Origin of the sequence: Comamonas fluminis, assembly GCF_019186805.1 — a bacterium.
GTDB classification, from domain to species: Bacteria; Pseudomonadota; Gammaproteobacteria; order Burkholderiales; family Burkholderiaceae_C; genus Comamonas; species Comamonas fluminis.
The window spans coordinates 3,370,808-3,385,523 of sequence record NZ_CP066783.1 but is presented as its reverse complement, the minus strand read 5'-3'; the positions used below and the strand labels follow the sequence as shown (position 1 = coordinate 3,385,523).

The window sequence follows — 14,716 nt, the reverse complement described above, 5'->3', positions numbered from 1 at the left end:
CGGGCCGTTTTTTTAGGACGCGATCACGATGACATACACCGCCCCCATCAAAGACATGTTGTTCGACATGGAGCATCTGGCCCAGATCGAACAAGTCGCCCAGATCCCCGGTTTTGAAGACGCCGGTCTGGAAACTGCGCAGGCTGTGCTGGAAGAATGCGCCAAGCTGTGCGAGGGCGTTGTTGCGCCTTTGAATGTGGCGGGTGATCTGAACCCGTCTTCGTTCAAGGAGGGTGTGGTCACCACAACGCCCGGCTTTGCTGACGCTTTCAAGCAATACGCCGAAGGCGGCTGGCAGGGCCTGCAGCACCCCACGGACTTTGGCGGCCAGGGCCTGCCCAAGATCATTGGTGCAGCTTGCATCGAGATGCTCAACAGCGCCAATTTGAGCTTTGCGCTGTGCCCTTTACTCACCGATGGTGCCATTGAAGCCTTGCTGACTGCGGGCAGCGACTCCCTCAAGTCCACCTATCTGGAAAAGCTGGTGACCGGTGAGTGGACGGGCACCATGAACCTGACCGAGCCCCAGGCGGGCTCCGATCTGGCGCTGGTGCGCACCAAGGCAGAACCTCAGGGTGATGGTTCTTACAAGGTGTTTGGCACCAAGATCTTCATCACCTACGGTGAGCACGATATGGCCGAGAACATCGTGCATCTGGTGCTGGCCCGTGTGGCCGGTGCGCCCGAAGGTGTGAAGGGCATCAGCCTGTTTGTGGTGCCCAAGTTCTTGGTCAATGCCGATGGCTCATTGGGCGAGCGCAATGATGTGCATTGCGTCAGCATCGAGCACAAGATGGGCATCAAGGCGTCGCCCACCGCCGTGCTGCAGTTTGGCGACCACGGTGGCGCAGTCGGTTACCTCGTCGGCGAAGAAAACCGTGGCCTCGAATACATGTTCATCATGATGAACGCCGCCCGCTACGCCGTGGGCGTGCAAGGCATTGCTGTGGCTGAACGCAGCTACCAACACGCCGTAGCCTACGCCAAGGAGCGCGTGCAAAGCCGCCCGGTCGATGGCTCGGTCAAGGCCAGCGCCACCATCATTCATCACCCCGATGTGCGCCGCATGCTCATGACCATGCGTGCCAGCACCGAAGGCTGCCGCGCCATGGCCACCACGGCCGCTGCGGCTTATGACGCTGCTCACCACCATCCCGACGCCGCCACGCGCCAGCAGAATCAGGCCTTCTATGAATTCATGGTGCCGCTGGTCAAGGGCTACAGCACCGAGATGAGTCTGGAAGTGACCAGCCTGGGCGTGCAAGTGCACGGCGGCATGGGCTTTATCGAAGAAACCGGCGCCGCCCAGTACTACCGCGATGCCAAGATTCTGACCATCTACGAAGGCACCACCGCCATTCAAGCCAATGACCTCGTGGGCCGCAAGACCACCCGTGACGGCGGCCAGACCGCCAAGGCCATTGCCGCCCAAATTGAAAAAACCGAGGCCGAGCTGAACGCCAACGGCACAGACGCCGCCAAGGCCGTGGCCAAGCATCTGGGTGAGGCCCGTCAGGCATTCCTGCAAGTGGTGGACTTCATGGTGGCGAATGCTAAGACCAACCCCAATGCCGCCTACGCAGGCAGCGTGCCCTATCTGATGCTGACCGGCAATCTGGTCGCAGGCTGGCAACTGGGCCGCTCGGTGCTGGTGGCGCAAGCGCTGTTGCAAAAGGGACAGGAAGCGGCCTTTATGCAGGCGAAACTGGCTACAGCCCAGTTCTATGCCGAGCATATTCTGACGCGCGTTCCCGGTCAGGCCGGTGCCATTACCCAAGGTGGTGCCAGCGTGATGGCGCTGCCAATGGAACAGTTCTGAGGCTGCCTGAATACTATTAAAAGATGAGCTGCTAGCGCTTGATTTATCAGCGCTGGCGGTTAATTTGATCTGAAAAATATCAACAAGGAGACAAGCAATGTCCAAACTGCCATCTGCTTTGCAAAAGCTGGCTTTGCCCGTGATTGGTTCGCCGCTGTTCATCATCAGCAACCCCAAGCTGGTGATAGAGCAGTGCAAGGCGGGCATTGTGGGCTCCATGCCTGCGCTTAATGCGCGGCCTGCGGAGCAACTGGAAGACTGGCTGGCCGAGATCACCGAAACGCTGGCGGCCTGGGACAAGGCCCACCCCGACAGCCCCTCTGCGCCGTTCGCCATCAATCAGATCGTGCACAAAAGCAATGACCGGCTGGAGCACGACATGCAGGTCTGCGCCAAGTACAAGGTGCCCATCGTCATCACCAGCCTGGGTGCGCGTGAGGATGTGAATCAGGCCGTGCACAGCTGGGGTGGTGTGGTGCTGCACGACATCATCAACAACAAGTTTGCGAAGAAGGCGATTGAAAAGGGCGCCGATGGCCTGATCGCCGTGGCCGCGGGTGCGGGTGGACATGCGGGCGTGAAGAGCCCGTTTGCGCTGATTCAGGAAATTCGCCAGTGGTTTGACGGCCCTGTAGCGCTGTCTGGCGCCATTGCCACGGGCGACGCCGTGCTGGCCGCGCAGGCCATGGGAGCAGACTTTGCCTATATCGGCTCGGCCTTCATTGCCACGGACGAGGCCCGCGCGGTAGATGGCTACAAGCAGGCGATTGTGGAGGGCAACTCTGACGACGTGGTCTACAGCAATCTGTTTACCGGCGTACATGGCAACTACCTGGCCCCATCTATTCGCGCTGCGGGGCTGGACCCGGACAACCTGCCAGAGTCCGACCCTAGCAAGATGAACTTTGGCGGCAGTGCGCAGAAAGCCTGGAAGGACATCTGGGGTTGCGGTCAGGGCATTGGCGCGATTGACAAGGTGGTGCCCACGGCCGAACTGGTGGCACGCCTGAAGCGTGAGTATGCGCAGGCCAGAGAGCGCTTGCTCGGTCACTGAAGTCAGACCTCTTTGGCTGAACAGAACGGCACCTTTGGGTGCCGTTTTTTTCGTTCTGCGAGTGCTCTTGATGTTGCTCAAGTGCTGCAATTCAAAGGGTTAACCCTTGTTAATTGCGTTTGAATTTGACGCCAGTCAATGTCGCTTGAGTCCTGCAATTGGCTTTTGCGGCTGCCGCCATGATGATTGTCAAAAGAAGAGTAAGATTATTTAAATTTCAGTAAATACTGAAAATTCAGAAATTAACATTCATGTCTTCATCTCCCGCCAGTAGCACGCAAACCTCCATGGAAACGGCGCAAGCCACCATGGCGGTGAGCGTGCGCCGCCCAAGTGCGGGCGCGTTGTGGCAGATGGCGGCCGCCCTGATCTGGTTGCCGCAGGCGGTATTGCTGGCATGGGCGGTGCAGCGCATGGCCGATGGTCAGGGTGTGGCGCAGATCTGGCACATGGCTGTCGGCGTTCTGGCGCTGGGCTTGCTGCGTGCATGGCTGGACGGCCATGGCGGCTGGCTGGCTAACCGCGCTGCGCGTGAGCAACTGAGCCAGTTGCGGGCGCAGGTGGTGCAGGCGCTGGGCCGTGCATCGCCGCTGGATAAGGCACGCGCCGCCTCGGGTCAGGCGGCAAGTGCTGTGGCCGAACAGGCAGAAGCCATCGTGCCCTGGCTGGCCCGCTACCAGAGTGCCATGTGGCGCGTGCGCATTCTGCCTTTGGCCATTGTGGCCGCTGTCGGCAGCCAGTCATGGGTTGCTGCTCTCATTTTGATTGTTGCCGCGCCGCTGATTCCCGTGTTCATGGCGATTGTGGGCTGGCGTGCCAAGGCCGCCAGCGAAGAGCAGATGGTGCAACTGGGCGAAATGAACGCCTTTTTGCTGGACCGTTTGCGCGGCCTGAGCACTTTGCGCGCTCTGCAGGCCGTGGATTTGACGGGTCAGCGCCTGCGCGCCCATGCCGAAGATTTGCGTGCCCGCACCATGCGCGTGCTGCGCATTGCGTTTCTGTCTTCTGCCGTGCTGGAGCTGTTCTCTGCGCTGGGTGTAGCTATGGTGGCTGTCTATATCGGCTTTCACCTGCTGGGCACGCTGAACTTTGGCGCCTGGGGTGGCAAGCTCAGCCTGGGCCAGTCCATGTTTGTGCTGCTGCTGGCCCCGGCATTTTTCGAGCCACTGCGTGACCTGTCAGCCGTCTGGCATGACCGCGCTTCGGGCGAAGCCGCCTTGCAGACCTTGAAGAATATGCAGTCTCAGTCCGTTGAGATCGTAGGGACGGACGATTCTCAAAAAAGTGAGCATCAAGTAAGCGTAATTGCTGGACTTGTGCGTGTTTCTGATCTGATTGTGCAGGCACCGGGTGCGCAGAGCCGTCTGGCACCTGTCACCCTGAATGTGCAGCCCGGCGAGCATGTAGCGCTGTGGAGCCCCAGTGGTGCAGGCAAGTCTTTGCTGCTGGCGCAGATCGCAGGCCTGCTGCCGGTGCAGCAAGGTCGTATCGAGATTGATGGCCAGATTCTGAATGCGGAAACTGCACCAGCACTGCGCAGCCGTATGGCCTGGATGAGTCAGCAACCCCATGTGTTCTCAGGCTCGGTGGCACGCAATATTGCGCTGGGTAATGCAGCAGTTTCTGATCAGCAAATTGCCACGGCAACCCAGCAGGCGCAGCTTGATAAGACTCTGGCCCCCCGCGCTGGCATGAGTCTGGGTGAGGGCGGCAGTGGCCTGTCGGGCGGTGAAGTTGTTCGTCTGGCGCTGGCACGCCTGGCAGTGCAGGCCCATGCAGGGCTGCTGCTGGTGGATGAGCCGACCGCGCACCTGGACCCTGTGACAGCCGCGCAGATTGCGCAGTCCCTCAGGCAACTGGCCAAGGGGCGCACCCTGCTGGTGGCTACGCACGATGCACAACTGGCGGCAGCCATGGATCGGGTGATCGAGCTGCCCGTGCTGGCTGCACTGCCTGTACTGCCCTCCCAAGAACTGGAGCAGGTCGCATGAGTTGCAACGCTGTTTCACGCAACCCTGTTTCTTTACGCCAGGTGTTGATCGCCCTTGGGCAGATGGCCCCACGCAAGCTCTGGCTGGGCGGTGTCGCGCTGGCAGCGCTGACGGTGCTCATGGGCATGGCCTTGCTGGGGCTGTCGGGCTGGTTTATTACCGCCACGGCGATTGCCGGGCTGGTGCCCGCAGTGGCTCTCGTCTTCGATGTATTCATGCCGTCTGCCGGTATTCGCCTGCTGGCCGTGGGGCGCACTGGTGCACGTTATGCCGAGCGCATGGTCACGCACGACGCTACGCTGGCCGTACTGGCTGCGCTGCGCCAGAAGCTGTTTTTGCACTGGGCCCGCCCGCAGGCTGCGCGTATGCTGCTGCAGCGGCCCGCCCGTTTGCTGCAGCGCCTGACTTCGGATGTGGACGCGCTGGACAACCTTTATCTGCGCCTGCTGGTGCCCGCCTGTTCGGCGCTGGGCGCGGCTTTGCTGCTGGCACTGGCCTATGGCGTGATGCGCTGGTGGCTGGGCTTGCTGGCACTGGCCTGGCTGCTGCTGGCGGGCTGGGGCATTGCTCTTTGGCAGGGGCTGCGCAGCCGCAAGGCCGCTGTGCGCCGTGCCATGGCGCTGGAAGCCATGCGCGCTCAGACCGTGGATCTGGTCGCCGGCCAGACCGATTTGCTGATGGCGGGGCAGTTGCCACGCCAGATGCAGCAGGTCTTGCGCAGCGACGAGCGGGCAGCCGTCGCTGATGCACAGCTTTATGGCACAGAAGCGGCTGCAGTCAAGGCGTATGGCGCGGTATCTGCTATTACTTTAAGTGCATCTGTGTTGCTGATGGCCTGGCTGATGGAGCAGGGCTGGATCAATGCACCCGTTGCGGCGCTGGGAATTTTGCTGGCACTGTCGGCGCTGGAGCCGTTTGCAGCGCTGCGCCGTGGGGCAGAGCAGGCTGGGCGCACTTTGCTGGCGGTGCGGCGTCTGGGCCCAGCCCTGGTGCAAGAGGCGGAACCCGCGCCTGAAGCGCCGCAGCAGAGCGCTGAAGAATGGGCGGCTGTGTTGCATGGCGTGCAACTGCGTCAGCTCGGCCCCGTTGATCTGAGCATCGCCCCTGGCGAGCGCGTGGCTCTGATTGGCAGCAGCGGCGCAGGCAAGACCACGTTGCTGCAGCTGATCTCGGGTGAGTTGAACGCGCAGCAGGGCCAGTTGAAGGCCATGGCCAGCAGCTGGATGACGCAGAGAACCGAGCTGTTCCAGGACAGCCTGCGCGAGAACCTGCGGCTGGCCGCCCCCGAGGCCGATGATGCGCAATTGTGGACGGCGCTGGAAGCCGCAGGCCTGAAAAATGACGTCATGGCTCTGCCACAAGGGCTGGACACCATGCTGGGTGAAGGTGGGCTGGGCTTGTCTGGCGGGCAGTCCCGGCGCCTTGCGCTGGCGCGACTGTTGCTGAGCCCGCGCGGCTGCTGGTTGCTGGATGAAGTCAGCGAAGGGCTGGATGCCGCCACTGCGGGTGATGTGCTGCAGCGGCTGAGTCTAGCGGCGCAGGGGCGCACCCTGATTTTTGCCACGCACTGGCAGCGTGAAGCCCGACTGGCAGACCGCATCGTGTGTCTGCAGGCGGGGCGCGTGCAGAGCCAGGCCCGGCGAGGCACACCTGAATTTGAAGCATTGATTGCCCGGTTGCGCCCTGATGCGCAGGGTTTCGAGATGGCCCGCAGCGATGCGCCGCAGGCCCAAGAGTTTTTCGTTTGATTATTTGAAGTACCGAGAGAAAGGACCTGACCATGGACCTCGATATCGTCGATCTATCGCGACTGCAGTTCGCGATAACGGCGCTCTACCACTTTTTGTTTGTGCCGCTGACGCTCGGCCTGTCGATTCTCATCGCCATCATGGAGACGGTGTTTGTGATGACAGGTCGCACCATCTGGCGCGACATGACCAAGTTCTGGGGCGTGCTGTTTGGCATCAACTTCGCCATGGGCGTGGCCACTGGCGTGGTGATGGAGTTTCAGTTCGGCATGAACTGGAGCTACTACAGCCACTACGTGGGCGACATCTTTGGCGCACCGCTGGCCATTGAAGGTCTGATGGCCTTCTTCATGGAAGCCACGTTCGTGGGCCTGTTCTTCTTTGGCTGGGATCGCCTGTCCAAGGTCAAGCACCTGATCGTGACCTGCCTGATGGCCATTGGCACCAACTTCTCGGCGCTGTGGATTCTGGTGGCCAACGGCTGGATGCAAAACCCCGTGGGCGCTGCCTTCAACCCCCAGACCATGCGCATGGAAGTGACGGACTTCTTTGCCGTGCTCACAAACCCCGTGGCACAGGCCAAGTTTGTGCACACGGTATCGGCCGGCTATGTGATGGCTGCGCTGTTTGTGCTGGGTGTGTCGGCCTGGTATCTGCTCAAGGGTCGTCATATCCATCTGGCCAAGCGCTCGATGACCGTGGCGGCCTCGTTCGGTCTGGCTGCTTCGCTGTCGGTGGTGGTGCTGGGTGATGAATCCGGCTATCTGTCGTCGGAACACCAGAAGATGAAGCTGGCTTCCATCGAAGCCATGTGGGAAACAGAGCCTGCGCCTGCTGCGTTCACGGCTTTCGGCTTCCCCGATCGTGAAGCCCGCGAGACCCACTTTGCCGTGCATATTCCATGGGTGATGGGCCTGATCGGTACACGCTCGCTCAATACCGAGATTCCCGGCATCAACCAGCTGGTCAAGAACGCCGAAGGCAATATCCGCAACGGTATTGACGCCTATGACGCGCTGCAGACCATTCGCAAGGCCAAGAGCGACGCGGAAGTTCCTGCTGAAGCCCGCCTGCGCTTTGAGAACAATGGCGCCAACATGGGCTACGCCCTGCTGCTGATGCGCTATGTGGATGACCCCCGCAAGGCTACCGAAGAGCAGATTCACAAGGCCGCCATGGACACCGTGCCACCCGTTGGCCCGCTGTTCTGGAGCTTCCGCATCATGGTGGCACTGGGCATGTTCTTCATCCTGCTGACCGGCACCTTCTTCTGGCTGTCTGTGCGTCACAAGCTCGATGCCTACCCCTGGCTGCTCAAGGTGGCAGTGCTGTCCATTCCTCTGCCCTGGATTGCTGCTGAATGCGGCTGGATTGTGGCCGAGCTGGGTCGTCAGCCCTGGATCATCGAAGGCGTGCTGCCCACAGCCATGGCCGTGTCCAACCTGGGCGCAACAACCTTGCTGCTGACCATTGCTGGCTTTGTACTGATCTACACCGTGCTGCTGGTGATTGAGCTCAAGCTGATGGTCAAGGCCATCAAGAAGGGCCCAGAGCACGAGAGCGAGCCGCACCTGAGCTTTTACGAGCCCATGATCAAAAAGCTGGCCGCCACCCGTGGTTAAGGCAAGGAGTACCAAAAATGATCTTGCATGAACTGATTACATACGACGTTTTGCGCGTCATCTGGTGGGTGCTGCTGGGCGTGCTGCTGGTCGGCTTTGCCGTCACTGACGGGTTCGATCTGGGGGCCATGGGCCTGCTGCGCGCCACGGCCAAGACCGATGTGGAGCGCCGCACGGCCATCAACTCCGTCGGCCCCGTGTGGGAAGGCAATCAGGTGTGGCTGATTCTGGGCGGCGGCGCCATTTTTGCCGCCTGGCCACAGCTCTACGCCGTGTCCTTCTCGGGCTTTTACCTGGCCATGTTTGCCGTGCTGGTGCCCTTGATTTTGCGCCCCGTGGCTTTCAAGTTCCGCAGCAAGCGTGAAGACGCCGCATGGCGCAACCGCTGGGACTGGGTGCTGTGCATTACCGGTCTTGTGCCTGCGCTGCTGTTTGGTGTGGCCGTGGGCAATGTGCTGCTGGGCGTGCCATTCCGTCTGGGCGACGATATGCGCATCTACTACGACGGCACATTCTTCGGCCTGCTCACACCGTTTGCGCTGCTGGCCGGTCTGGTGTCGCTGTCCATGCTGCTGATGCATGGCGCGGCCTGGCTGATGTTCAAGACAGATGGCGAAGTCTCTGCACGTGCTGCCAAGTACGGCACTATCTTTGCCGTGCTGACTACGGTGCTGTTTGCGGCTGCGGGTGTCTGGCTGGCTAATATGAACGGCTTTGTCATCACCAGTGAGATCAACCCTGTGGGCCCTTCCAACCCCATGAACAAGACCGCCGCTGTGGTGGCTGGTGCCTGGATGAGCAACTTCAAGGCTTCCCCTGTGCTGTGGATTGTTCCTGCTCTGGGTCTGGTCATGCCCCTGGTGGTGGCTGCTGCACTGCGCAGCCGCAAAGAGTGGCTGGGCCTGCTGGGCAGCGGTCTGGCGATTGCCGGCATCATTTTGAGCGTGGGCTGCGCCATGTTCCCTATGATCCTGCCTTCCACCGTGGACCCACGCTTTAGCCTGACGGTCTGGGATTCGTCCTCCAGCCATGTGGTGCTGTTCATCATGCTGGTGTGCTCGCTGATCTTCATTCCCCTGATCCTGGCCTATACCAGCTGGGTGTACTCGGTGCTGCGCGGCAAGGTGGACCCCATCGCCATCGCTACCGGCAAGACTCACTCGTACTGACCAGGTACAGCGCAAGAAAGGAACAAACAATGTGGTATTTCGCTTGGATTCTGGGCCTGCCGCTGGCCGCTGCTTTCGCGGTGCTCAACGCCATGTGGTATGAGCTGACGGACGATGAGGTGACCCGTCGCCGTATTCTGGAAGAGACCAACTCGCAGCCCGAAGCCTGATAGGCCCTCGTTCGCCGCAGATGAAAAAAGCCCGACTGGTTTTGCCAGCCGGGCTTTTTTGTGGGTGCAGGTTTTCAGGCGCGCAGTGCGTGCGTGGCCTTGGCCAGATCGGTAATCTGTGACCAGTTGCCAGCTTCTACGGCGCTTGATGGCACCAGCCACGAGCCACCCACGCAGACCACATTGGACAGCGCCAGAAACTCGGCAGCATTGGCAGGCGAGATGCCGCCCGTGGGGCAAAAGCGCACATCACCAAACGGGCCTTGCCAGGCCTTGAGCATCTGAATGCCGCCGGACTGCACGGCCGGGAAAAATTTCAGCTCGCTCAGGCCGTCTTCCATGGCAGCCATGATTTCGCTGCTGGTGGCCACGCCGGGCAGCAGTGGCAAGCCAAGATCGCGGCAGGCCTGCCCCAGCTTGCTGGTGTAGCCGGGGCTGACGGCAAACCGTGCACCGACTTGTGCTGCTGCGGCTGCATCTGCCGCGCTGCGCACGGTGCCAGCGCCCACAATGGCTTGCGGCACGGCCTTGGCAATGGCTTCAATGCAGGCCAGACCCTGCGGCGTGCGCAGCGTGACTTCCAGCACCCTGATGCCACCAGCGACCAGTGCCTCTGCCATGGGCACAGCGTGCTCTACCTTGTTGAGCACGATGACGGGAATGACGGGGGCATCCCGCATGATGGATAAAGCCGTCAGTTGAGCACCCATGTGCAAGCTCCTTCTTCTGCGCTGAGCGCATTGCGCCGGAATCCGGCAAACAGTTCACGGCCCAGACCACGGCGGTTGGCCTGCTGCAGCTCGGCAGGCATGGCGGCCAGGGGCCGGGCATTCCATTCGGCCTCGGTCACTTCGGCCTGCAGAAGGCCGCTTGCAGCATCCAGCGTGATGAGGTCGCCGCTTTGCACCCTGGCCAGCGGCCCGCCCGCCAGCGCTTCGGGGCTGAGGTGGATGGCGGCAGGCACCTTGCCCGATGCACCGCTCATGCGGCCATCGGTCACCAGCGCCACCTTGTAGCCCTTGCCCTGCAGCACGGCCAGCGGGGGGGTGAGCTTGTGCAGCTCTGGCATGCCGTTGGCCTGCGGCCCCTGCCAGCGCACCACGCAGACCACGCCGTTGTGGCCGTTGGTCTGGCAGGCCTGCTCCAGCGCGCCAGATTTGAAGGCGGCCTGCAATTCGTCCTGCGAGTCAAACACCCAGGCCGGTGCGCGCAGTGTGTGACGGTCTTCGGGCACGGCGCTGATCTTGATGACGCTGCGGCCCAGATTGCCTTTGAGCAGTTTCAAGCCCCCTGTGGGGCTGAAAGGGGCTGTGGCCGGGCGAAGCACGCTATCGTCTGTGGAGGCTCCGGCCACTTGCCAGTGCAGTGCGCCGTTTTCGACATGGGGGATGCGGCCAAAGGCAGCAAGCCCTTCGGGTTTTACGGTCAGCACATCGCCATGCATGAGCCCGGCCTGCAGCAGCTGGGCAATCACATAGCCAGGGCCGCCAGCGGCCTGAAACTGGTTCACATCGGCTGCCCCGTTGGGATAGACGCGGGCCAGCAGTGGCACGACGGCAGACAGTTGTTCGAAATCATCCCAGTCGATGAGGATGCCCGCTGCGCGGGCCACGGCCACCCAGTGAATCAGGTGGTTGGTGGAGCCGCCTGTGGCCAGCAGGGCCACCATGGCGTTGACGATGCAGCGCTCATCCACCACATGGCCAATGGGTGCAAAGCGCTTGCCGTGGGTGATGGAGAGCACGGTGCGCATGGCTTCGCGCGTGAGCAGCTCGCGCTCTGAATCGCCGGGGTTGATAAAAGCCGTGCCGGGCACATGCAGGCCCATGGCTTCGAGCAGCATCTGGTTGCTGTTGGCCGTGCCGTAAAAGGTGCAGGTGCCTTGATCGTGATAGGCGGCATTCTCTGCAGCCTGCAGCTCTTTGCGGCCCACAAGGCCTTGCGCGGCTTGCTCGCGCACCTTGGCTTTTTCGCTGTTGGATAGGCCAGAGGTCATGGGACCAGCGGGCACAAACACCATGGGCAGGTGGCCGAAGTGCAGGGCGCCAATCAGCAGGCCGGGAACAATCTTGTCGCACACGCCCAGCAGCAGGGCGGCGTCAAAGGTGTCGTGGGTGAGTGCCACGGCGGTGGACATGGCAATCGCGTCGCGGCTGAACAGGCTCAGCTCCATGCCGGGCAGGCCCTGGGTGACGCCATCGCACATGGCAGGCACGCCGCCCGCAACCTGGGCGGTGGCGCCGTTTTTGCGCGCTTCGTCTTTCAGAATATCGGGGTAGGTCGCAAACGGCGCGTGGGCCGAGAGCACATCGTTATAGGCCGTGACGATGCCAATGTTCGGGCCTTTTTCTTCGACGATGCGAATCTTGTCAGCGCCGGGCAGGGCGGCAAAAGCATGGGCCACATTGGCGCAGCCCATGGAGCGAACCTGCGGCGGGCGCGCGGCCATGGCATCGACCTGTGCCAGATAGTCCGCACGGCTGGCCTGGCTGCGCTGTTGTATGCGCTGCGTGACCTGGGACAGAACGGGGTGGATTGCCATGATGAGAATCTTTCAAAAGCGCTGCTGCGTGAGAGCCTCAAGCGATCACGCAGCAGCGGCTTAGTGGGAGCGCTTTATTCCGTTTATCAATCATTCGAGTACGCGAAGGCGAAGCGAAGACAGTGCAGTCGCACGGCAAGCGAAGCCGACAAAGTAATCGAATGATTTAGAAGTGGAATTACTTGGCGCGGGCTTGCTTGACGGCAGCCTGCACCGAATCCCAGGTGCCCTGACCCACAGTCTTGGCAATGCCTGCGTTCACCGTGGCCAGCTTGTCGCGCATGCGGCCTGCTTCAGCGGCAGGCAGTTCGTTGACCTGCATGCCCTTGGTCTTGATTTCAGCCAACGCCTTGGCCGCTTCTTCGCGGGTGTCCTTGCGCTCGAAATCGCGGCTCTTGATGGCGGCATCCTGCAGCACCTTCTTTTCAGCAGGTGTCAGCGTGTCCCACCACTTCTTGCTCACCGTCACAATCCAGGGGCTATAGACGTGGTTGGAGACGGTCAGGTACTTCTGCACTTCGTAGAACTTGCTGGATAGCACGGTGTTGAACGGGTTTTCCTGACCATCAACGGCCTTGGTTTCCAGCGCTGTGAACAGCTCGGAGAAGGGCAGGGGCACGGCGTTGGCGCCCAGTGCCTTGAAGCTGTCGAGGAAGACGTTGTTCTGCATCACGCGCAGCTTCACGTCCTGCAGGTCTTCCAGCTTGGCGATAGGGCGCTTGTTATTGGTCAGGTTGCGGAAGCCGTTTTCCCAATAGACCAGACCGACCATGCCCTTGGGCTCCAGCGTGGCTTTGACTTTCTCGCCCACGGGGCCGTCCAGCACGGTGTCGGCTTCCTTGGTGTTGGCAAACAGGAAAGGCGTATCCCAGACGGCCATTTCGGGTGTCAGGCCCACCAGCGTGGCGGTGGAGCCGACCATCATTTCCTGCGCGCCGCCGATCAGGGCCTGCTGCATCTGGGTGTCTGAGCCCAGAGAGGCATTGCCAATGGCGCGCACCTTCATCTTGCCGCCCGTGGCTTTTTCCACTTCCTTGGCAAACATGCGCACAGCACGGCCCTGGTTGGAGTCTTCGACCAGACCGTAGCCAAAGCGCACCAGACGGGGCTTGAAGTCCTGTGCCTGAACAGCACCGGTGGCCAGCAACATGGCGGTGAGGCCTGTGATTGCAAATTTGATACGCATACCTGTCTCCTTGCTTGAATGGGCCGGAGCCCTTGGGTTAAAGCGAAATATGTCTGCAGCGCTTATAGGTAATGCGCTGTCAGCTATTGAATTGATAGTTTTGAAGAGCACTATGGCGGGGTCTTCAATGCATCCACTTGAGCGGTGCGGTCACCAGCTGCGGGAAGATCACAAACAGAATTGCCAGCAGCACATAGACCATGAGGAAGGGGTTGGTGCCCTTGATGACGGTTTCCATGCGCAGCTTGCCCACGCCGGCCACCACGTTCTGCACTGTGCCCACAGGCGGGGTGATGAGGCCGATACAGCCCACATAGATGAACATGAAGCCGAAGTACACGGGGTCGATTCCAGCCTTCACCGCCAGTGGTGCGCAGACCGGGCCGAAGATCAGGATGGTGGGGGTCAGGTCCATGGCCGTGCCGACGACCAGCAGGAAGAGCATCATCACTGCCATGAACAGCATGGGCGAGCCCAGCAGGCCGGCAAAGCTGTCGGCTAGCATATTGGGCAGGTCGGCCAGCGTAATCATGTAGGCTGTCACGGTGGCTGCACCGCACAGGAACATCACGACTGCGGTGGTCTTGGCGGCTGCCAGAAACACGTCATAGAGCTTGCCCCAGCTCATCTCGCGGTACACCACCATGGACACGAACAGCGCATAGACGGCAGCAACCACAGCCGCTTCGGTGGGTGTGAACACGCCGCCCTTCAGGCCGCCCAGAATGATGACCGGCATCATCATGGCCCAGAAGCTTTTGAACAGCGCCTTGATACGGGTGCCCCACTCCACACGCTCGCCAGCGGCCAGTTGGTATTTGCGGGCAATGAACCACCACGCGGCAATCAGAAACGCGCCCATGAACAGGCCCGGCACCACGCCCGACAGGAACAGCTTGCTGATGGATGTGTTGGTGGTGACGCCATAAATCACAAATGGCATCGAAGGCGGAATGATGGGGGCGATGATGCCGCCTGAAGCCAGCAGGCCTGCGCTGTAGCTGTCGGGGTACTTCTGATCGCGCATCATGGGCAGCAAGATGGTGGCCAGCGCGGCGGTGTCGGCAATGGCCGAGCCGCTCATGGACGCCAGCAGCACCGCAGCGCCAATGGCCACATAGCCCAGCCCGCCGGGGATGTGGCCGACAAAGGCGCGGGCCAGATCAATGATGCGGCGCGACAGACCGCCTGCGTTCATCAGCTCGCCCGCCAGAATGAAGAACGGCACGGCCAGCAGCGGGAAGTTGTCAAAACCGGCCTGCAGGTTCTGGGCCAGCAACTGGGTGTCGAAAAAGTCCAGATGCCACATCAGCGCCACGCCGGTCAGCACCAGTGAATGCGCAATCGGCATGCCAATGACCATGCCACCAATCAGCACGGCCAGAAAAATCAGGGTAACGACCATGGTGCTCTCC

11 protein-coding genes are annotated in these 14,716 nt (G+C 61.3%); 7 read left to right on the top strand and 4 right to left on the bottom strand.

The window, feature by feature from the left end; genetic code table 11:
* Positions 1–28 precede the first annotated feature (28 nt).
* The 7 genes from JDW18_RS15680 to cydX all read left to right on the top strand — a co-directional run bounded on the left by JDW18_RS15680 (position 29) and on the right by cydX (position 9,573).
* Complete coding sequence (locus JDW18_RS15680; protein WP_218240322.1) at positions 29–1,819, top strand: acyl-CoA dehydrogenase; 1,791 nt, start codon at positions 29–31, stop codon at positions 1,817–1,819.
* Positions 1,820–1,916: 97 nt separating this feature from the next.
* Positions 1,917–2,873, top strand: a complete 957-nt coding sequence (locus JDW18_RS15675; protein WP_218240321.1) for an NAD(P)H-dependent flavin oxidoreductase — start codon at positions 1,917–1,919, stop codon at positions 2,871–2,873.
* A 251-nt stretch (positions 2,874–3,124) separates the two neighbouring features.
* Positions 3,125–4,864, top strand: coding sequence for a thiol reductant ABC exporter subunit CydD (cydD, locus tag JDW18_RS15670; protein WP_218240320.1), 1,740 nt, complete (start codon positions 3,125–3,127; stop codon positions 4,862–4,864).
* Positions 4,861–6,612, top strand: a complete 1,752-nt coding sequence (locus JDW18_RS15665) for an amino acid ABC transporter ATP-binding/permease protein (protein WP_218240319.1) — start codon at positions 4,861–4,863, stop codon at positions 6,610–6,612. The genes cydD and JDW18_RS15665 overlap by 4 nt, the downstream gene beginning before the upstream one ends.
* A 32-nt stretch (positions 6,613–6,644) precedes the next feature.
* A complete protein-coding gene (locus tag JDW18_RS15660; protein WP_218240318.1) occupies positions 6,645–8,234 on the top strand; it encodes a cytochrome ubiquinol oxidase subunit I in 1,590 nt (529 codons plus the stop codon).
* A 17-nt stretch (positions 8,235–8,251) separates the two neighbouring features.
* Positions 8,252–9,403, top strand: a complete 1,152-nt coding sequence (gene cydB, locus JDW18_RS15655) for a cytochrome d ubiquinol oxidase subunit II (RefSeq protein ID WP_218240317.1) — start codon at positions 8,252–8,254, stop codon at positions 9,401–9,403.
* A gap of 29 nt (positions 9,404–9,432) precedes the next feature.
* Positions 9,433–9,573, top strand: coding sequence for a cytochrome bd-I oxidase subunit CydX (gene cydX / locus JDW18_RS15650; protein WP_218240316.1), 141 nt, complete (start codon positions 9,433–9,435; stop codon positions 9,571–9,573).
* Positions 9,574–9,647: 74 nt separating this feature from the next.
* Here the strand turns inward: cydX and JDW18_RS15645 are convergent, their stop codons facing one another.
* From JDW18_RS15645 to JDW18_RS15630, 4 genes are all read right to left on the bottom strand, one after another.
* On the bottom strand, positions 9,648–10,283 hold the full coding sequence (locus JDW18_RS15645) for a bifunctional 4-hydroxy-2-oxoglutarate aldolase/2-dehydro-3-deoxy-phosphogluconate aldolase (protein WP_218240315.1): 636 nt from the start codon (positions 10,281–10,283) through the stop codon (positions 9,648–9,650).
* Positions 10,268–12,115, bottom strand: a complete 1,848-nt coding sequence (edd, locus tag JDW18_RS15640; RefSeq protein ID WP_218240314.1) for a phosphogluconate dehydratase — start codon at positions 12,113–12,115, stop codon at positions 10,268–10,270. Before edd ends, JDW18_RS15645 begins: the two co-directional genes overlap by 16 nt.
* Before the next feature lie 178 nt (positions 12,116–12,293).
* Entirely contained in the window at positions 12,294–13,301 is a 1,008-nt protein-coding gene (locus JDW18_RS15635; protein WP_218240313.1) for a TRAP transporter substrate-binding protein, read from the bottom strand.
* Between the two features lie 124 nt (positions 13,302–13,425).
* On the bottom strand, positions 13,426–14,706 hold the full coding sequence (locus tag JDW18_RS15630) for a TRAP transporter large permease (RefSeq protein WP_218240312.1): 1,281 nt from the start codon (positions 14,704–14,706) through the stop codon (positions 13,426–13,428).
* Positions 14,707–14,716: the final 10 nt, after the last annotated feature.

Coding starts and splice junctions, on each gene's coding strand:
- JDW18_RS15680 (WP_218240322.1), top strand. CDS start 29: ATGACATACACCGCCCCCATCAAAGACATGTTGTTCGACATGGAGCAT.
- cydD (WP_218240320.1), top strand. CDS start 3,125: ATGTCTTCATCTCCCGCCAGTAGCACGCAAACCTCCATGGAAACGGCG.
- cydB (WP_218240317.1), top strand. CDS start 8,252: ATGATCTTGCATGAACTGATTACATACGACGTTTTGCGCGTCATCTGG.
- JDW18_RS15630 (WP_218240312.1), bottom strand. CDS start 14,706: ATGGTCGTTACCCTGATTTTTCTGGCCGTGCTGATTGGTGGCATGGTC.
- JDW18_RS15665 (WP_218240319.1), top strand. CDS start 4,861: ATGAGTTGCAACGCTGTTTCACGCAACCCTGTTTCTTTACGCCAGGTG.
- JDW18_RS15675 (WP_218240321.1), top strand. CDS start 1,917: ATGTCCAAACTGCCATCTGCTTTGCAAAAGCTGGCTTTGCCCGTGATT.
- cydX (WP_218240316.1), top strand. CDS start 9,433: ATGTGGTATTTCGCTTGGATTCTGGGCCTGCCGCTGGCCGCTGCTTTC.
- JDW18_RS15660 (WP_218240318.1), top strand. CDS start 6,645: ATGGACCTCGATATCGTCGATCTATCGCGACTGCAGTTCGCGATAACG.
- JDW18_RS15635 (WP_218240313.1), bottom strand. CDS start 13,301: ATGCGTATCAAATTTGCAATCACAGGCCTCACCGCCATGTTGCTGGCC.
- edd (WP_218240314.1), bottom strand. CDS start 12,115: ATGGCAATCCACCCCGTTCTGTCCCAGGTCACGCAGCGCATACAACAG.
- JDW18_RS15645 (WP_218240315.1), bottom strand. CDS start 10,283: ATGGGTGCTCAACTGACGGCTTTATCCATCATGCGGGATGCCCCCGTC.